Here is an 18025-nt window from a genome sequence, read left to right as displayed (position 1 = left end):
TGCGCTTTTTCTCGCCAACTCGCACTGATTCTCTGCATGAAGGATACCATCGGCAGGTCGAATAGCCACAAGTGCGATATTTCGTTTTACACACCTCCTTGGGTTCTTGTTTTTCACGGCACGTGTCACGCGGCGTGAACAATACTTTGTTGCCTTGTCCGGCACAGCGGTTAAAAGCCGGAACCGAAAAGGAGAAATGTCATGCGTTATCTGCACACGATGGTACGGGTTCGCGATATCGACGAATCGCTCGACTTCTATTGCAACAAGCTCGGCCTGCAGGAAGTGCGCCGGATGGAGAACGAGGCCGGTCGCTACACGCTGATATTCCTGGCCGCGCCGGAGGACGTCGAGACGGCGAAGGCCGGCGGCGCGCCGACCGTCGAGCTGACCTACAACTGGGATCCCGAGGACTACCAGGGCGGTCGCAATTTCGGACATCTCGCCTACGAGGTCGACGACATATACGAGACCTGCCAACGCCTCGCCGACAGTGGCGTGACAATCAACCGGCCACCACGCGACGGTCGCATGGCCTTCATACGTTCCCCGGACGGCATTTCGATCGAGATCCTTCAGAAGGGAGAAGCCCTTCCGAAGGCCGAACCCTGGGCCTCGATGGAGAATACCGGCACCTGGTAAGGGTGCCGGTACGGCGATGGGACCTTGTTTTGGCCCCATTTCTTGCCTAGCGGGAAAGCGGGGCGGCGTAACGCGCGCAGATAATTCTTTTTTTACCGCGCTGGTGGTCTAAGGCGGCTTGTACCGCGAAACGGGGGCAATAGGCGGGCCATTGAGTAATCGTAAAACCATAAGCCCGGATTGCGTCTCCGTGCGATGGATCGGATTGCTGGTGTTCGCGACCGCCCTGTCGGGCTGCATGCCTGCGGCCCTGGACCTTCAACCTACGCTCGAGCCGACGCCGCAAATGGGACTGGCCGTCGCCGAAACATCACCCGAACAGCTTTCCGATGTTGCCGCCGCCGAAGCAACGCCCGAGGCCGCCACCGAGGAAGATGGCGCCATCATGGCGCTCGCCGAAAACGAAGCCGCCGGAACGGTCATCGCTGACGATCCGGATGGTTCTGTCCAGATGTCGATGGTCGCGCAGAACGATGCCGCCTCTCCGGCAGTCGCCGGGCAGCCGGCTGCATCGGGCGAGATCGTCGCGCTCGGCGATGCCGAGGGAAAGACCGCCCGACCGGCCGACCCGGCCACTGCCCGCATCTACAGCGCCAACACCGCCCCTGTCGTCGTTACGCAACAGGCAGCGGTGGACGCGGAACCCAAGCGTCCGACCGGACTTCTTGCGCTCTTTTCGGGCAGACGTTCATCCGGCACCCGCAAGGCCGTGGTGCCGCCGGAACCGATCTCAAAGCAGCCCGCCGTCGCCGAATTGTGGAGCGCAACCGACAAGGCTGCGACAACGGCCGCACCGACCCCGGCCCGGCCCGTGATCGCGACAGCGAGCGCATCGGGCATGGCCGCCGGACTCCCGGGCGTCGACAAGGAACGCGCGCTGGGCCTCACCGATTCGGCCGAAAACGCCCCGGACCCCCTGCAGCCTGAAGAGCCCCCGGTCCGCCTGGCATCCGCCGCAGGCCTCGCCCGTCTGGCACCCAACGGCTTGCAGGTTCAGCACGACGATGTCGATGTTTCCTGCCTCAAGCCCGCCCTCGTGCGGGTACTCAAGCAGGTCGAGCGCCACTACGGCAAGGATGTCATCGTCACGTCCGGCTATCGCAGCCCGTCGCGCAACAAGAAGGCGCGCGGAGCCCAGAATTCGCTGCACATGTACTGTTCCGCGGCCGACATCCAGGTCGAGGGCGTCGGCAAATGGGAACTGGCTTCCTATCTGCGCTCCATGCCGGGTCGTGGCGGCGTCGGCACCTATTGCTACACCGACTCGGTGCATATCGACATCGGTCCGGAGCGCGACTGGAACTGGCGCTGTCGCCGGCGCAAGTAGCGGCAAGCCGCTGATTCTCCAGCATTAAGGGAAAAAACCATCCGGCTTCGGCAGAAGGCGGCGCGGAATTTGGCGCCTTAGAAAATTGTCGCGAAAAAAAGATGGAATCCGCACCCAAACGGACTTGCGGTCGCGGGAGAATGCCCCTATAGACCGCGACACCTGATGCGCGCCCATCGTCTAGCGGTCTAGGACGCCGCCCTTTCACGGCGGAAACACGGGTTCGAGTCCCGTTGGGCGTGCCACCGGTCTTCCCCTCGTTCGAAAGTGCATTGGTCGGGTCAGCGCGCGGCCAGCATCCAGTTGATCGTCTCTCGCCAGTCGGTCATCCGGATCGGCGTTCCGTGGCCACCGGTCTCGAATCGGACGAGCCTTACCGGATATCCCGGCGTATCGCGCAAGGCGCGATAGAACGACTCGGCATTCGCAAAAGGAATGACCGAATCGGCGGCGCCATGGGCGATCAGCAACGGCACGCGGTGGCGCCAGGCAGCCGAGCCGATGAAGCTCTCGTCTCCGAAAGAACCGAGCAGCGCCATTCCGGCCATCCGTGCGGCGATCGCATCGTCGCCTGCAAGCGCATGGCAGACGGTACCGCCCGCCGAACCGCATGCGAGCACGATTTTCGCTTCTCGCAACTGCCGCAACACTGCGAGCACCAGGTGGCGGATGCGCTGCGCCGCCGCCTCATCGAGTTCACCGCCATCCGGCGCAATATATATGCCGTTGTTTCGCAGCATCAGGTTCTTGATGCGATTGAAGTTGCCGCCGAACGTATAGTCGTTGGTCCCCTGCTTGCGATCGCCGCCCCGCCCGTGGACATACATCGTGACGATCCGCGCGTTTCTCGGATCGCCGACTGCTATGAAGCGGATCTCGCCCGCGCTTGTCTGCAGCACCTGGTCGGACTGGCGGCGACGCGGTGAAAGATCGACATACTTCCGCTTGACCCGGCGTTCGGGCACCTGGTCGCGCCGGTTGATGTCCCGCACCTCGTCATAATCGACGATCAGGTAGGCACCCCCGTCCCGGCTCTCCAGAATGCCGGGATAGGCAAACAATCGATCCTTGAAGGGGGCCAGCTCGAAGGATTGCGCCTGCCCCGCCAGAAAGGTCAGCGCGGCAGCAAGACACCAGGAAAGCATCTGTTGCAGCCGCGCTCCCCGTGTCAGCCGATTTGCCGGATTTGCCATGGATGCAAGCCTATGTCGGATTCGCGGCGGGTATCAATCGCCCTTTCCGGAGCAGCCGCCGGAAAGGGAATCGAAATCCTCCGGCGTGTCCAGGTCCAGTGTGGCCTCGCTGCCGACCTCCACGGAAATCAACTTTTCGCCCGATCGCTCAACCATTCCGCGAACGCCCCGATCCCCGCCCAGGCGCTCGACGAATTCCGCAAACCGCGCCGGGAGCCATACGGGATGCGCCGGCTCGCCGGCATGAATCGCCTGTACGAGCGAGTCGGGATTGCGGGACGCGGCCATGCCGACGGCGTGCACGGCTTCCACGGGCAGGAAAGGCATGTCGCCGAGAAGCACCATGACCCCGTCGGCTCCATCCGCGATCGCGCGCCGGAAACCGCGCCGGATCGAACCGGACAGGCCGAGAGCGTAGTCCGGATTATGCACGAAGCGGCAATCGATCCCCTCCAGCTCCGCGCGAACCCGGTCAGCCTCGTGACCGGTGACGACGTATAGCGGCCCCAGTCCGAATCGGCGCGCATTCTCCACGGTGCGACGAACGACCGGAATCCCGGGAGCGATTTCCCTCAGCAGCTTGTTCTCGCCACCCATGCGCGTCGAACGGCCCGCGGCGAGAATCACCGCGGCCATGCCGGTTTCGGTTTTCGTAACGCCGGCCATTCAGTTGCTTGCCGGTTTCGACCGTTCGCGAGGATGCGGCCTGACCGGAATTTCCGCGAGAAGGCCGCCAACCCCCATCGCAACGATATCATCGCCGGATACCGGAATCCCGGCGCACAGGCGTTGCAGCACCCAGTCGAAACCGTTTTCCTTCGGGCTGCGGGCGCAACCGGGCGCGCCGATTACCGGCTTTCCCGCCAACTCGCCCAGGACCAGAAGGTTGCCGGGATCGACGGGCATCCCGACATGCACGATCCTGCCGCCCGCCAGTTCGACGGCCTGCGGGACCACATCACGGCGGTCTGTCACGGCCGAGGCACCGAAGATCAGTACCATGTCGGCGGCCCTAACCTGCGCGGCCAATTCCTCCGCCAGCGTTGCCGCTGCGTGATCTGTCCGCCTTTCATCGACAAGCTCGGCATGCAGATCACGCAATCGTTCCCCGGTAATCCGCCGGGTCTTGTCGAGAACGGAAGTCTTGGTGCCCCTGACCCGTGTCTGGATCATGGCCACCCGCAATCCGTCACGAAACGGATGGACGCGGATTGTGTCTGGCGCCCTCACCACGTCGGCGGCCATTTCCACCAGATGCCCGGCAACAGCGAAGGAAATGATCTTGACCGTCGCGATCATTTGGCCTGCGCGAACGAGGGAATGATTGGGCAGGGTTGCGAGGGTGATCGCCGGGTCGACCCGGTTGAGCGCATCGATCCGCGCCGGATCGACAACCAGCACTCCGTCGACCGTGGCATGGAAATTGACTCGGCCGGTTCCGACATTCTCGCGGCGAAATCCGTCAGGTGCGAATACATCTGCGATCAGGCCGGCGGCGGCATCCTCCATCATGTCGCCTGTTTCGGGGATCGCCACCGTCACTTCAACGATTCCGGCTGCACGCAGGTCCTCGATGTCGGCTGCGGACAGGACATGTCCCTTGCGAATTTTCCTGCGCGTCCCGACCTGAACCGAGTGGGCAAGCGTAGCGCCGGCCAGGTCGCGGGTACCGTCGAGGGGCCATGTCCCGAACTGCATGACCTACCCCGATACCGAGCCGCCAGCGATTTCGCGCTTGCGGAAGGCTTCGATCACCTGCGCCAGTATGGCCACCGCAATTTCCGCCGGACTCGATGCGCCGATATCGAGACCGATAGGCGCTGCAATCCGGTCGATCTGTTGCTGCGTAAGCCCTTCCGCCAGCAGCCGTTCCACGCGCTTGCCGTGCGTCTTGCGGCTGCCGAGCGCGCCGACATAGAAACACTCTGCCGCGAGCGCGGCCTTCAGCGGAAAGTCGTCGATCTTCGGATCATGGGTAATCGCGCAAAGCGCACAGTAGCGATCGAGCGGACGGTCCCGAAGAACTGTCTCCGGCCATTCCGCATCGAGGCGAAAGCCCTCGAAACGCTCCGGCGTGGCGAATGCCGTTCGCGGATCGATGATCTCGATGTCATAGCCGGCGAGCCTGGCCATCGGCGCCATTGCCTGGCTGATATGGACAGCGCCGATCACGACAAGACGCGGGGGCGGAAGATGGACGTTGATGAAGAACTCGCCGCCTTCGATCTCGACCATTCCGGACTTTCCCGTGCGAAACGCCTTGGCGAGTGCCTCCCCGAGGTCTCCGGCGACAAGATCGCCCTCCTCCACGACGCGGTCCCGGCCGCTATCCATCTCGGTTACCAGCGCGACCGCGCGCCGCGCGGCCCGGGCGCTGTTGAGCCTTTTCAGCGAATGCGGATCCATGTTTCTCCTATCCGAGCCGTTCCACGTAGACGCGGATACGTCCGCCGCAGGAGAGGCCGACGCGCCACGCGGTCTCGTCGGCAACGCCGAACTCGAGCATTTTCGGCTCCCCTGTTTCGATCACGTCGAGCGCATCGGCGATGACCGCGCCCTCGACGCAGCCGCCGGACACCGACCCCTCGAAATTGGAATCCCCGTCGATCACCAGGTGGCTGCCGACCGGCCGCGGCGCGGAACCCCATGTTTCCACCACGGTTGCAACGGCAACGGCGCGGCCTTCATCCATCCATTCTTCCGCCACTTTCAGCGGATCGTCGCTAAATTGCTCGGGCATTTCCGGACCTCCCGCCTGTTCATGCCGCACGGTCGAGCTCGCGCAACCATTCCGACGGCGACTTCATCCGCCGATTGGACGACGATCCGTCGCCCAGCGCAAGACACAGTTCCGATATCGAGTTGAGCGAATGCACGGGGCGGAACTCGTCGACATGCGGCAGCATGGCCCGCACGCCCTTTGCCTTTGCCTGGAACCCGTCGAAGCGCAGCAGCGGATTGAGCCAGATCAGGCGTCGGCAGGACTTGTGCAGGCGTTCCATCTCGTGCTCCAGCCCGTCGACCTCGTCGCGCTCGAGGCCATCGGTGATGAGCAGGACGATGGCGCCTTGCGAGAGTACGCGCCGTGACCATTGCCGGTTGAATGTGGCCAGCGTTTCGCCGATGCGGGTGCCGCCGGACCAGTCCTCCACGGCTCTCGCGCAATCGTCGATCGCCATGTCGATGTCCCGGTGACGCATTTGCCGGCTGACATTGGTGAGCCGCGTCCCGAACAGGAATGTGTGGACGTGCCGGCGGTGCTCGGTCAGCGCATGCAGGAAATGCAGGAAGACGCGCGAGTACTGGCTCATGGAGCCGGAGATGTCGGCCAGCACGACAAGCGGTGGATGCACCATGCGCGGTTCGCGAAACTGCGGGATCACCAGGTCGCCGCCGGTACGCAAGGCATGACGCATCGTCCGGCGGGGATCGACCCGCTGCTTGCGGTTCGAGGCCTTGTAGCGGCGCGTTCGGACCTCGTCTTGCGCCAGGCGCAGCTCGGAGAGCGCCTTCCGGGCTTCGGCCAGTTCCGCAGCGGTCATCTGGGCGAAGTCCTTGTCCCGCAGGACCTCCCGCCCCGAGAATGTCATCCGCGCGTCGACCTCGATTTCCGGCGGACGCTCTTCTGGCTCCCGGCGCTTGTGTCCCTCGAACATGGCATCGGCGACGCGGGATTCCCCGGCCAGCTTCTTCTCGCGTTCCCGCATGTCGGGCGCCTTCGGGGAAAACATCTCGAGCATCTTCTCGACAAGCTCGCGGGACCGCCAGTAGAGCTTGAACGCCTCGTCGAAAACGACTGTATCCTCGTGGCGGGTGACGAGCGCCGCGTGCAGCGTCCAGTAGAAATCGTCGCGCGAGCCGATTCCGGCGGCAAGGACGGCCCCGATGGCGTCATTCACGGCCGCCGGACCGACTTTCATTCCGGCCTTGCGCAGCGTACGGGCAAAATAGACGATGTTGTCCGCGAGACGGCCTTCGGCCTCGTTGCGCGATTGCGGCTCGGATGTGAATGTTTCCATCGTCACGCGGCGTCGAGTTCCGCCTTTACGTCGTCGAGGATGCGCTTGCCCTCCGAGCCCTCGAGGCGGGCGATGTCATCCTGGTATTTCAGCAGGACGCCGATCGTGTCGGAAATGGTAGCGGGGTCGAGGGCGACCCGGTCGAGTTCCGTCAGCGCGGTGGCCCAGTCGATCGTCTCGGCAACGCCGGGAACTTTGAAAAGCTCCATCTCGCGCAGCTTCTGCACGTAACGCACGACCTCTTCCGACAGGCGCCGGTTCGCCTGAGGTGCCTTGCGGGCAACGATCTCCAGCTCGCGCTCGGCGCTGGGATAATCGACCCAGTGATAGAGACAGCGCCGCTTCAGCGCGTCGTGAATCTCCCTTGTGCGGTTTGTTGTGATGATGACCGCCGGCCGCTCCGCCGCCCTGATCGTCCCGTATTCGGGGATCGTCACCTGAAAATCGGACAGGACCTCGAGGAGGAAAGCCTCGAAAGCCTCGTCGGTTCGATCGAGCTCGTCGATCAGGAATACAGGCGGCCGTCCCGGTTCGCCCGACAGGGCCTCCAGCACGGGCCTGCGGATCAGGTAGTCGTCCGAGAAGATGTCCTTGTGGAGCTTTTCGCGCTTCGTCTCGCCGGAGGCCTCGGCGATCCGGATGTCGATCATCTGCGCGGCATAATTCCACTCGTAGACCGCGGACGAGATGTCCAGCCCCTCGTAGCACTGCAACCGGATAAGCGGACGATCGAGTGCGCTCGACAACACCTTGGCGATTTCCGTCTTGCCGACACCCGCCTCGCCTTCGAGAAACAGGGGCCGTCCCATCTTCAGGCTGAGATAGAGGACCGTGGCCAGCGGGCGGTCTGCCACATAGTCCTGGCCATTCAGCAATTCCAACGTTTCGTCTATGGAGGACGGCAGCGATGTTTGCATGTGGTGTGTCTCCTCCGGCGCTTTTCCTGTCGGTCAACATAGTGACTGGGTGTGCAGCCGCCAAGTAGGGACTGGAGCATGGTTCCGTCAAATGCATGGCAGGATTTGGTCTTGCCCTCGCCGAATCCGCCGTGCATCAAAGTTGCATGAATGACCGCAAAGCGATTCCGGGACGCGAGACCATGCGCGCAATGATGCTGGCCGCCGGGCTGGTCGCCACGATCGCGACCTGCGCGAACGCGCAGGAGCGGACGGTCGTCGGAATTTCCGCGCCGCTGTCAGGCTATTTCGAGATCCTCGGGGAACAGGTCGAAGCCGGTTCGCGCATGGCGCTGGCCGACAGGGGCGACGTGGAAACCGTCGTCGCCGACGATGCCTGTTCGGCCGAGGGCGGCAGCCGAAGCGCCGAGGCACTGATCGCCGCGAAAGCAGCCATCGTCATCGGCTATCCCTGCATAGAGGCGTTCGATGCCGCCATGCCGCGCCTCGCCGAAGCCGGCATCCCCGTGATCGTGCTCGGCGTGCAGGCCGAGGGACTGGGCCGGGAGCGCGAGGAGAACAACTGGCCCATGGTGCGCCTGGCACCGCGCAGCAGCGACGAGGCCTTGGCGCTCGCCACCCATCTGCGTACCGCCTGGAGGACGGCCGGTTTCGCGCTGATCGACGACGGCACGCTGTACGGCCGACAGCTCGTGGAAACGGTCCGCTTCCTGCTGGAGGAATTCAACCTGAAGCCGGTTTTCACCGACACCTTCCGCCCGCAGCTGGAAAACCAGGTCGCATTGGCAAGGCGCCTGCAGAAGGCCGGCGCGACGCACGTGGTAATCGGCGGCGACGCGTTCGACGCGGCGGTTATCGGACGGGACGCCAGGGCCGTGGGCGCGCAACTGACGCTTGCCGGGGGAAGCGCCCTCGTCGCGCCGCCATCCGACGGCACCCTGCCCGACGGCACGATCATCGCCGCGCTGCCCGACTGGCTTGAGCGCGACCCGGCGCGCGACCTGGCAGCAAAGCTGCCGGAAAACCTTCCTGCCGCCGACGGCTATTTCGTGCCGGCCCATGCGGCCGCCGAGATCGCGCTTGCCGCCATCGCAACCGCCGGAAGCGAGGACCGCGTGGGACTCGACGCACTTGTCGGCCCGACATTCGAGACGGCGCTCGGCCCCGTCCGGTTCGGCGATGACGGCAACCTCGTGCGCAACCTGTTCGAGATATTCGTCGTCACGGACGGAAAGCCCGTGCCGGCGGAGGGCGACAGCAACACGGGGGCCATACGATGACGCGGTGGAAGGCCGGCCCGCGCAACCTGATCACGGATGTGAACGGCCTCCTGGTCGGCAATGTCGAGGATTCTCGGCTCAAGTCCGGCGTGACCGCCGTCATTTGCGAGCAGCCCGCCACCGCGGCGGTTCAGGTACTCGGCGGCGCGCCCGGCACGCGTGAAACGGACCTGCTGGAACCGCACAACACCGTCGAGGCGGTTGACGCTCTCGTGCTGTCCGGCGGCTCCGCATACGGGCTGGACGCGGCCTCCGGCGTGCAGGCGGCACTGGCGGAGGCCGGTCGCGGCTTCGCAGTCGGCCCGCATCGCATACCGATCGTCCCGGCCGCGATCCTGTTCGATCTCCTGAATGGCGGCGACAAGGACTGGGGCCGCTATCCGCCCTATCGCGAGCTCGGCCATCAAGCCGTGGCCACCGCCTCGGCGGATTTCGCCCTCGGCAGCCACGGTGCCGGTGCGGGCGCGATGACCGCGGACCTGATGGGTGGGCTGGGCTCGGCCTCGACGCGGCTCGCCGATATCGGGGCAACCGTCGGCGCCATCGTGGCAGTCAATCCCGTCGGCTCGGTCACCGTCGCCGGCACCCGGCATTTCTGGGCAGCCCCGTTCGAGCTCGATGGCGAATTCGGCGGTCTCGGCCTTCCCCATCCCCTGCCCGAGGACGCGACGCGCCTGCGGCTCAAGTTTCGGGACGATGGCGCGGCGTCACCTCGCGCCAACACGACCATCGGCGTCATCGCCACCGACGTGGCGCTGACCAAGGCGGAATGCAAGCGCCTCGCCATAGCCGCCCATGACGGCTTCGCGCGGGCCATATGGCCTTGCCATACCCCGATGGACGGCGATCTCGTCTTCGCCGTTTCAACCGGAAGGAAGCCGCTGTCCGCCGGTTCCGACGCCATGATCGACCTGTGCGCCGCCGCGGCGGCAACCATGGCACGCGCCATCGCCCGCGGCGTACATGCAGCGACCGCGCAAACGGGTGACCCGCTGCCCGTCTGGTCGCAGCGGGCATGATCGCATGTCGTTTCTGGCTCAAGAGACCGGATGCCCGTCGGTGGACAGTGACAAGGTGCACACGCACCATGGCGGCCGGGGGATAGACCCTCCGTCGCAAGAATGGAGTTGCGCATGACCCTCCGATTTTCGCTCGCCGCGGCCATTTGCATGATGACATGCCTGCCGGTGCAGGCCGGCGACATGGCGACGCTCAACGTCCTCGGCTTCAGCGCCGACGGGACCAAGTTCGCCTTCGAGGAATACGGCGTTCAGGATGGCTCGGGTTTCCCCTACGCCAACCGTTTCTACATCGACACGAGGAACGACACCTTTCTTCCCGGCTCGCCCGTGCGGGCCCGGATCGAAGACGAAACAGCCGACATTGCCGATGCCCGGGCGGACGTGAAAGCGCGGGGCGAGGCAATCGTCGCGGATGCCGAGCTCGCTGCCAATCCGGGTCTTGTGGCGGGTTTCAATCCGCCAACCGAATTGTCCGCGGACCCGTATCGGATCGTCGTCAACCCGCGCCCGGCATGGCCACCGGTCGATGCACCGCTGGAATTCCGCCTCGAAGAAATTCCCTTCCCGGCCACGGGAATGTGCGAAGGCCTCGCCGCGGCGATCAAGGGTTTCCGGCTTCTGTCTGTCGATGCAAGCGCCGGCGGTGTCACCGAGGTCCTGCACGAGGACATGTCGGTACCTTCATCGCGCAACTGCCCCATCGGATATCGTATCGGTGGTGTCCAGACCTTCTTCCCCTTTGACGGACCATCCGCGATCGCGGTCCTGATCACGGTCGAAAGCTTCGGCTTCGAGGGGCCTGACTATCGCTGGATGGCCGTCACCCGGTTCCGGGGGCAGGAGCCCTGATGGTTCCCGGCCGGGCAACCGTTGGCAACTCCTCCTGGCACCGGAGCATGCTTGCCGTGCTGGTGCTGGAGTGCCCCGCCTGGGGAGCGATGATGGCTGCGAGCGCGGTGGTCGCGCTCACCTTCGGGCAGGAGCGCGAGCTCGACGCCCGGACGACCGTCATTGCCGGGATCTACTTCGCGGGCGGGTTCCTGGCCTATGGCATGGCGCGCCCCTTGCTGGCCCTGGCGGGGCGTCGCGTCTCCCGGCCGGTCCGCTTTGTCCTCGCCCTAGTCGCACTCGCAATCCTGACACTCTGCGCCACGGCCGGCGCGCTTGCCTTCCATTACCGGGCCTACTACGCCCAGTGGCATGAAGACGCCTTCTCCGTGGGGTGGTTCTACCAGCAGGTTTTCACCTTTCTCGGGTCGACCTATCAGTACCTGGTTCTCGGTACGCGTTTCTACTGGCCCCTCGCCCCCCTGTTCCTGCTGCTGGCAGCCTGGTGGCTGTCTCGTCGGGCGAGTTGAGCGGACGGCAACGGTCTGCTATTGCCGCGGTGCAATTCCGCAGTACTCCCGCAAAGGTCAGCCGTTCAAATGATACCCCGTTACTCCCGGCCGGAAATGGCCGCGATCTGGTCTCCCGAAACGAAGTTCCGCATCTGGTTCGAGATCGAGGCCCATGCCTGCGACGCGCTGGCCGAGCTGGGAGTCATCCCGGAAAGCGCCGCGAAGACGATCTGGGAAAAGGGTGGCAAGGCCGAGTTCGACGTCGCCCGCATCGATGAGATCGAGGCTGTCACAAAGCACGATGTCATCGCCTTCCTTACGCACCTCGCCGAGATTGTCGGTCCAGATGCGCGCTTCGTGCACCAGGGGATGACATCCTCTGACGTGCTCGACACGACCTTGAACATCCAGCTTGTGCGCGCGGCCGATATCCTTCTCGCCGACATGGACCGGCTGCTTGCCGCGCTGAAGAAGCGCGCCTTCGAGCACAAGAACACGATCCGCATCGGCCGCAGCCACGGGATCCATGCCGAGCCGACGACCATGGGCCTGACCTTCGCCCGATTCCATGCCGAGATGAATCGGAACCGGGAGCGCCTTGCCGCGGCACGCGCCGAGGTGGCGACCGGTGCCATTTCCGGAGCCGTCGGCACCTTCGCCAATATCGACCCGCGCGTCGAGGAACATGTCTGCGAAAAGCTCGGACTGAAGCCGGAGACCATCTCCACGCAGGTCATCCCCCGCGACCGCCACGCCATGTTCTTCGCGACGCTCGGAGTGATCGCGTCGTCGATCGAGAACGTGGCGATCGAGATCCGCCACATGCAGCGCACCGAGGTACTGGAGGCGGAGGAATTCTTCTCGCCCGGCCAGAAGGGCTCGTCGGCCATGCCGCACAAGCGCAACCCGGTCCTGACCGAGAATCTCACGGGTCTGGCCCGCCTGGTGCGGATGGCCGTCACGCCCGCGATGGAAAACGTGGCGCTCTGGCATGAGCGCGACATTTCGCATTCCTCCGTCGAACGCGGTATCGCGCCAGATACCACGATCCATCTCGATTTCGCACTGAACCGCCTCGCCGGCGTGATCGAGAAACTCGTGGTCTATCCCGACAACATGATGGCCAACCTCAACAAGTTCCGCGGCCTCGTGCATTCTCAGCGCGTTCTTCTCGCGCTGACGCAGGCCGGCGTCTCGCGCGAGGATGCCTACCGGCTGGTCCAGCGCAATGCGATGAAGGTCTGGGAACAAGGCAAGGACTTCCTCGAGGAACTGCTCGCCGACGACGAGGTTCGCGCCGCACTGTCCGAGGAGGAAATCCGGGAGAAATTCGACCTTGGCTATCATACCAAGCATGTCGACACGATCTTCCGCCGTGTCTTCGGCGAGGCCTGAGGCCTGAATTCGGCGAGCCGGCGCGTTTCCGGCATGGACAGGGTCTCATGCCCATAGCGCACATTCTCCTCGCCATGCTGGTGAGCGCCGTCTACGGCACGGCGTTCGTCGCCATCAAGCTCTCGGTCACAGAGCTGCCGCCGCTGCTCGTCACCGGCTACCGGTACCTGTTCGCCGCGGTTCCGCTGATCTTCTTCGTGCCGGCGCCCAAGGTGCCGGCACGGCTCCTCGTCGCCTACGGCCTGACGCAGGGAGTCGTCATGTTCGGGCTGATCTTTTCAGCCATCCGTCTCGGCATGCCGCCCGGCCTGGCCTCGCTGGTCGTGCAGATGCAGGTCTTCTTCACCGTATTCTTCTCGGCGGCCATGTTCGGTGAAAGGCCCCGAGCGCGCGAGATTGCAGGCGCTGCGATCGCCATTGCCGGCATCCTCCTGATCGGCTTCGCCAGTTCCGAGGTTACGCCGGCGATCCCCTTCCTTATGGTCATCGCATCGGCCGCCGCCTGGGGACTGGCGAATGTCATCGCCAAGGCCGCGAAACCCCGCGCGATGCTCGGCTTTGTCGGCTGGTCAAGCCTGGCCGCTCCGGTGCCGCTGTTCCTGCTGTCCATGCTGCTTGAAGGAACTGCCTTCGGCCTGCCCGACCATGTGCCGTCGATGACCGCGGTGCTGTCGATCGCGTTTCTCGCCTATCCGACAACGGTGTTTGCCTTTGCTGCCTGGGTCTTCCTGCTCCGCAGCCATCCCGCCGCAACCGTGACACCATTCGCCCTGCTGATCCCTGTCTTCGGCATGGCATCGACCGCCGTTGCGTTCGGGGAGGCCCTGACGCCCATGGCGGCGGCGGGATCGGCACTCGTCTTCGTCGGGCTTGCCGTCAGCCTGTTCGGCCCTTTCCTGCTGCGGAACCGGGACTGATCGAGCGAAATTCACGGCTGATGACAGGAAAACCGAAGATTTGAACGTCGCTAACACGGCCTAACATGCTGATTCTGCGAAGCAAGAAAGGGACCTCACGAAGCGCGGTCCCTTGTTTGCAGAAAGACATTGCTTGTGAAGCGTTCCGTACCCGCACCGCCATTTTCGCCGGCAATCCTATCCGTTCCGAAACATCGGACACAGGAGGACCATGGCGATGGATTATCGCGAACTGTACGACACCCGCCCGAACATTCATTCCTACCAGACCACCGAACAGTCCGGCTATGTCGGCCCGCTTATCGCGCTTGCCGTAATCGTAGTGCTGATTGCCAGCGTATTCTTCCTCGGCGGCAGCGGAGAGGTCGGGTCGGACCAGAACCCGGCAGCTCCGATGGCGTCGGAATCGGTCCCGGTCCAGCCTGCAGCCCCGACCGCTCAATAGCAGGCTGCAAAGAACATCATGCGCCGGATTGACATTTGCCGTCGAAATGACGACCTCCGGCGCATGAAGATCAAAGACGCAGAAATCCTGATCATACCGGGCTACAAGAATTCCAGTCCCGACCACTGGCAATCGCGATGGGAAGGAAACATGGCGACGGCCCGTCGCGTGGAGCAGGCAGAGTGGTCGAAGCCCGTACGCGATGACTGGGTATCGCGTGTTCGCGAGGAAATATCGCGCGCGACGAAACCCGTCGTCCTCGTGGCCCACTCGCTCGGTGTCGCAGCGGCCGTCCATGCGGTCCAGGACCGGCCTGAAAATGTCAGGGGCGGCTTCTTCGTGGCGCCGCCGGAAGTTGACAATCCCGGGATCAGGCCGAGACACCTGACGACATTCGGTCCCTATCCCAGCGCGCCGCTACCCTTTCCGGCGTTCGTCATCGCGAGCCGGAACGATCCGTTCTCGACCTTCGAGAAGGCCGCCGATGCGGCTGCCGACTGGGGGGCATTCCTGGTGGATGCCGGAGAATCCGGACACATCAACGCCGAATCGGGCCACGGCCCGTGGCCCGAAGGATTGATGGTCTTCGCGGAATTCATGAAAAGGCTGTGACGGCGGGCGAAGCCGCCGGCGCAGCCTATTCGGCCTGCACCTGCGCGATCGCCTCCTCGAGAAGCTCGTCCATCGTGCGGCGGATCTGGTGGTCGGACTGCTCGACACCGGCAGCGTCGAAGTCGCCGCGCACCTTGCGGAACACGTCATCGTCACCGGCTTCCTCGAAATCGGCGAGGACCACTTCCTTGGCATAGGCCTCGGCCTCGTCGCCAGTCTTGCCCAGCTTTTCGGCCGCCCACAGGCCAAGAAGCTTGTTTCGGCGGGCTATCGCCTTGAAACGCAGCTCCTCGTCATGGGCGAACTTGTTCTCGTACGCGTCCTTACGATCTTTCATCGACATGGCGAACTTCTCCGTTGGAAGGCCTGAGTGACGCTGTGCGTCCAACTCAAGATGGATGGTCGGCACGTCTAAATCAAATGACCGTTAAAAATTCAACACGAATGCGCCTGCCTTTGGTCGCAGCCGGAAAATGACGGAATATCCACCGACGGCGTTTGTGCTTGTGCGCGGTTTGGAGTAAACGGCGCCAATGACCCGCGGGCGCCAGTCGCCGCAATCCCAAGGCAGAGCACAAGATTCATGAAACAGCGCCGCCGCATCTATGAAGGCAAAGCCAAGATCCTCTACGAAGGACCGGAACCCGGCACCCTCGTCCAGTTCTTCAAGGACGATGCAACGGCCTTCAACAAGAAGAAGCATGATGTCATCGAGGGCAAGGGCGTCCTCAACAACCGGATTTCGGAATACATCTTCACCCATCTGAACCGGATCGGCATCCCGACGCACTTCATAAAGCGTCTGAACATGCGCGAGCAGCTGATCCGCGAAGTCGAGATCATTCCGCTGGAAGTCGTGGTGCGAAACATTGCCGCAGGCTCGATCTCCAAGCGTCTCGGCATCGAGGAAGGCACCGTGCTGCCCCGCTCTGTCATCGAGTTCTACTACAAGGCGGATGCGCTGGACGATCCGATGGTCACGGAAGAACACGTCACCGCGTTCGGCTGGGCCAGCCCGCAGGAAATCGACGACATCATGGCACTCGCCATCCGCGTCAACGATTTCCTTACCGGCCTGTTCCTCGGCATCGGCATCCAGTTGGTCGATTTCAAGATCGAGTGCGGCCGCCTCTATGAAGGCGACATGATGCGGATCGTCGTCGCCGACGAGATTTCACCCGACTCCTGCCGGCTATGGGATCTCAAGACCAACGAGAAGCTGGACAAGGACCGTTTCCGGCGCGACCTCGGCGGCCTGGTGGAAGCATACCAGGAAGTCGCGCGCCGTCTCGGCATCATGAACGAAAACGAGTCGCCGCGCCCCAAGGGGCCGGTTCTGGTCAAATAGTCGATCCGGGCAGGACATGATCAAGGCACGCGTAACCGTCACCCTCAAGAACGGCGTTCTCGACCCGCAGGGCAAGGCGATAGAGGGCGCCCTGCATGCACTCGAATTTCCCCAGGTCGCAAAGGTCAGGCAGGGCAAGGTGTTCGACGTCGAACTCGACACGAAGGATCGCGCCAGGGCGGAAGCCGACCTGAAGGCGATGTGCGAGAAGCTGCTCGCCAACACGGTGATCGAGGACTACACCTTCGAAATCGAATAGATGTGCGGGAACGAAACGGCGTTTCGCCGGCGTCCCGATTCGGAACAGGCCGTTAACCACAGGTAAGGATTTTCCCCGCCCGGGACCGCGCCATTAACCGCATTGGCCCGCGCGTCCGAATAGAATGCCGGCATCATTTCGTCGGTTCGGGCGCGGGTTCATGGATACGAAAAAGAGATACGACTGGGTCGATGCAGCCAAGGGCATTTCCATCATCCTCGTGGTGATGATGTATGCCGCGCACAATGTCGGCAAATATACCGGCGAGACCGGGTTCCTGCACTATGTGATCGGCTTCGCCACCCCGTTTCGCATGCCCGAGTTCTTCCTGATATCGGGTCTCTTCCTCTCGCAGGTCATCGGCCGCGACTGGAAGCGCTATGCCGACCGCCGCGTGGTGCACTATTTCTACTTCTATGCCGTCTGGGTGGCGATCAATATCGTGCTGAAAGTGGGTATCGCCGGACGCGATCCCGGCGCCATGCTTTCGGATCTGGCGGTGGCGGTGGTCCAGCCCTACGGCGTCTTCTGGTTCATCTACATGCTCGGCGTGTTCAGCCTCGCCGCGAAACTCGCCTGGCAGTTCCGCCTACCCCACTGGCTGGTGATCGCCGCGGCCGCGGGCCTGCAGCTGGCTCCGATCGACGTCGCGAGCTACGCGGTGACGCAGTTCTGCGCCTACTTCGTCTTCTTCTACCTCGGTTACGCCGCCTCCCCCCTGATTTTCAGGTTCGTGGAAGGTGCAGCCGCGCGGCCCCTGGCGGCGGTGCTTGGCCTGGCTGCGTGGGCAGCGGCCGAGGCCTTTCTCGTCTTCTGGCCCGACGGCACCCTGCTGCCGCTTGACATGAAGATGGGCTATGCCGCCTTTCCGCCGCTGCATCTGACGCTGGCCGTTATTGGCGCGATCGCCCTGTGTGTCGGCAGCGCACTCCTGACGAAATTCACCTTCATGGACTGGCTCCGCCGGCTCGGACAGCACTCGCTTGCCGTCTATCTCGCCTTCACATTGCCCATGTCGGCCATCCGCATCATCGCGATGAAGACCGGGTTGACGGACACGAGCCTGCTCAGCAGCCTTGTCCTGGTCGGGGCGGTGTCCGCGCCGGTCGTACTCTACCTGATCGTGAAGCGGACCGGCATCGCGACCTTCCTGTTCGAACGACCGGCCTGGGCACATATTCCCGGCACACCCGGCAGCCGCAATCCGGCCCCGGTCGCAGCGCCGGCGGAATGACGCCACGGGCAGGCACAATTTCGGGCCGGCCTGGACCGGCCCGTTCGAGGTTAAGGGGTGAATGAAGGGCGAAAC

General features: G+C 63.8%; 21 protein-coding genes and 1 tRNA gene. 14 read left to right on the top strand and 8 right to left on the bottom strand.

The window, feature by feature from the left end; all coding sequences use genetic code 11:
• Positions 1–201 precede the first annotated feature (201 nt).
• From HTY61_RS06085 to HTY61_RS06075, 3 genes are all read left to right on the top strand, one after another.
• On the top strand, positions 202–642 hold the full coding sequence (locus HTY61_RS06085; RefSeq protein ID WP_175275955.1) for a VOC family protein: 441 nt from the start codon (positions 202–204) through the stop codon (positions 640–642).
• A 151-nt stretch (positions 643–793) separates the two neighbouring features.
• Positions 794–1969, top strand: coding sequence for a YcbK family protein (locus tag HTY61_RS06080; RefSeq protein WP_246272947.1), 1176 nt, complete (start codon positions 794–796; stop codon positions 1967–1969).
• Positions 1970–2138: 169 nt separating this feature from the next.
• Positions 2139–2214, top strand: a tRNA-Glu gene (locus HTY61_RS06075).
• 36 nt (positions 2215–2250) lie between these two features.
• Here the strand turns inward: HTY61_RS06075 and HTY61_RS06070 are convergent.
• The 7 genes from HTY61_RS06070 to HTY61_RS06045 are packed head-to-tail and all read right to left on the bottom strand — an operon-like array spanning position 2251 to position 8098.
• The gene (locus HTY61_RS06070) at positions 2251–3162 is read right to left on the bottom strand and encodes an alpha/beta hydrolase (RefSeq protein WP_246272946.1); all 912 of its coding nucleotides are present in this window, start codon (positions 3160–3162) and stop codon (positions 2251–2253) included.
• A gap of 33 nt (positions 3163–3195) precedes the next feature.
• The gene (locus HTY61_RS19445) at positions 3196–3828 is read right to left on the bottom strand and encodes a nucleotidyltransferase family protein (protein ID WP_246272945.1); all 633 of its coding nucleotides are present in this window, start codon (positions 3826–3828) and stop codon (positions 3196–3198) included.
• Positions 3829–4860 carry a molybdopterin-binding protein gene (locus HTY61_RS19440; RefSeq protein ID WP_246272944.1) on the bottom strand — a complete coding sequence of 344 codons (1032 nt, stop codon included), beginning with the start codon at positions 4858–4860 and terminating at the stop codon, positions 3829–3831.
• Positions 4861–4863: 3 nt separating this feature from the next.
• Positions 4864–5568: an XdhC family protein gene (locus tag HTY61_RS06060; protein ID WP_175275954.1), complete on the bottom strand. Its 705-nt coding sequence runs from the start codon at positions 5566–5568 to the stop codon at positions 4864–4866.
• Positions 5569–5575: 7 nt separating this feature from the next.
• Positions 5576–5902, bottom strand: coding sequence for an XdhC family protein (locus tag HTY61_RS06055; protein WP_175275953.1), 327 nt, complete (start codon positions 5900–5902; stop codon positions 5576–5578).
• Between the two features lie 19 nt (positions 5903–5921).
• Positions 5922–7181 carry a vWA domain-containing protein gene (locus HTY61_RS06050; protein WP_175278437.1) on the bottom strand — a complete coding sequence of 420 codons (1260 nt, stop codon included), beginning with the start codon at positions 7179–7181 and terminating at the stop codon, positions 5922–5924.
• 2 nt (positions 7182–7183) lie between these two features.
• Positions 7184–8098, bottom strand: coding sequence for an AAA family ATPase (locus HTY61_RS06045; RefSeq protein ID WP_175275952.1), 915 nt, complete (start codon positions 8096–8098; stop codon positions 7184–7186).
• A gap of 146 nt (positions 8099–8244) precedes the next feature.
• Here HTY61_RS06045 and HTY61_RS06040 point away from each other — a divergent pair, with 146 nt between their 5' ends.
• From HTY61_RS06040 to HTY61_RS06005, 8 genes are all read left to right on the top strand, one after another.
• Positions 8245–9378, top strand: coding sequence for an ABC transporter substrate-binding protein (locus HTY61_RS06040; RefSeq protein WP_175275951.1), 1134 nt, complete (start codon positions 8245–8247; stop codon positions 9376–9378).
• Entirely contained in the window at positions 9375–10397 is a 1023-nt protein-coding gene (locus HTY61_RS06035) for a P1 family peptidase (RefSeq protein ID WP_175275950.1), read from the top strand. Before HTY61_RS06040 ends, HTY61_RS06035 begins: the two co-directional genes overlap by 4 nt.
• A 114-nt stretch (positions 10398–10511) precedes the next feature.
• Positions 10512–11249, top strand: coding sequence for a DUF2259 domain-containing protein (locus tag HTY61_RS06030; protein WP_175275949.1), 738 nt, complete (start codon positions 10512–10514; stop codon positions 11247–11249).
• The gene (locus HTY61_RS06025; protein WP_175275948.1) at positions 11249–11758 is read left to right on the top strand and encodes a hypothetical protein; all 510 of its coding nucleotides are present in this window, start codon (positions 11249–11251) and stop codon (positions 11756–11758) included. The genes HTY61_RS06030 and HTY61_RS06025 overlap by 1 nt, the downstream gene beginning before the upstream one ends.
• A gap of 69 nt (positions 11759–11827) precedes the next feature.
• Positions 11828–13135: an adenylosuccinate lyase gene (gene purB, locus HTY61_RS06020; protein ID WP_175275947.1), complete on the top strand. Its 1308-nt coding sequence runs from the start codon at positions 11828–11830 to the stop codon at positions 13133–13135.
• 47 nt (positions 13136–13182) lie between these two features.
• Positions 13183–14052: an EamA family transporter gene (locus HTY61_RS06015; RefSeq protein ID WP_175275946.1), complete on the top strand. Its 870-nt coding sequence runs from the start codon at positions 13183–13185 to the stop codon at positions 14050–14052.
• A gap of 217 nt (positions 14053–14269) precedes the next feature.
• Positions 14270–14497: a hypothetical protein gene (locus HTY61_RS06010; RefSeq protein ID WP_175275945.1), complete on the top strand. Its 228-nt coding sequence runs from the start codon at positions 14270–14272 to the stop codon at positions 14495–14497.
• Between the two features lie 63 nt (positions 14498–14560).
• Entirely contained in the window at positions 14561–15109 is a 549-nt protein-coding gene (locus HTY61_RS06005) for an RBBP9/YdeN family alpha/beta hydrolase (RefSeq protein ID WP_175275944.1), read from the top strand.
• Between the two features lie 25 nt (positions 15110–15134).
• Here the strand turns inward: HTY61_RS06005 and HTY61_RS06000 are convergent, their stop codons facing one another.
• Positions 15135–15452, bottom strand: a complete 318-nt coding sequence (locus tag HTY61_RS06000; RefSeq protein ID WP_175275943.1) for a DUF1476 domain-containing protein — start codon at positions 15450–15452, stop codon at positions 15135–15137.
• Positions 15453–15692: 240 nt separating this feature from the next.
• Here HTY61_RS06000 and purC point away from each other — a divergent pair, with 240 nt between their 5' ends.
• From purC to HTY61_RS05985, 3 genes are all read left to right on the top strand, one after another.
• Positions 15693–16457: a phosphoribosylaminoimidazolesuccinocarboxamide synthase gene (gene purC / locus HTY61_RS05995; protein ID WP_175275942.1), complete on the top strand. Its 765-nt coding sequence runs from the start codon at positions 15693–15695 to the stop codon at positions 16455–16457.
• Positions 16458–16473: 16 nt separating this feature from the next.
• Positions 16474–16716: a phosphoribosylformylglycinamidine synthase subunit PurS gene (gene purS / locus HTY61_RS05990; RefSeq protein WP_175275941.1), complete on the top strand. Its 243-nt coding sequence runs from the start codon at positions 16474–16476 to the stop codon at positions 16714–16716.
• 160 nt (positions 16717–16876) lie between these two features.
• Positions 16877–17950: an acyltransferase family protein gene (locus HTY61_RS05985; protein ID WP_175275940.1), complete on the top strand. Its 1074-nt coding sequence runs from the start codon at positions 16877–16879 to the stop codon at positions 17948–17950.
• Positions 17951–18025 lie beyond the last annotated feature (75 nt).

The organism is Oricola thermophila (assembly GCF_013358405.1).
Classification (GTDB): Bacteria; Pseudomonadota; Alphaproteobacteria; order Rhizobiales; family Rhizobiaceae; genus Oricola; species Oricola thermophila.
This window is presented reverse-complemented; position numbering and strand designations above follow the sequence as displayed.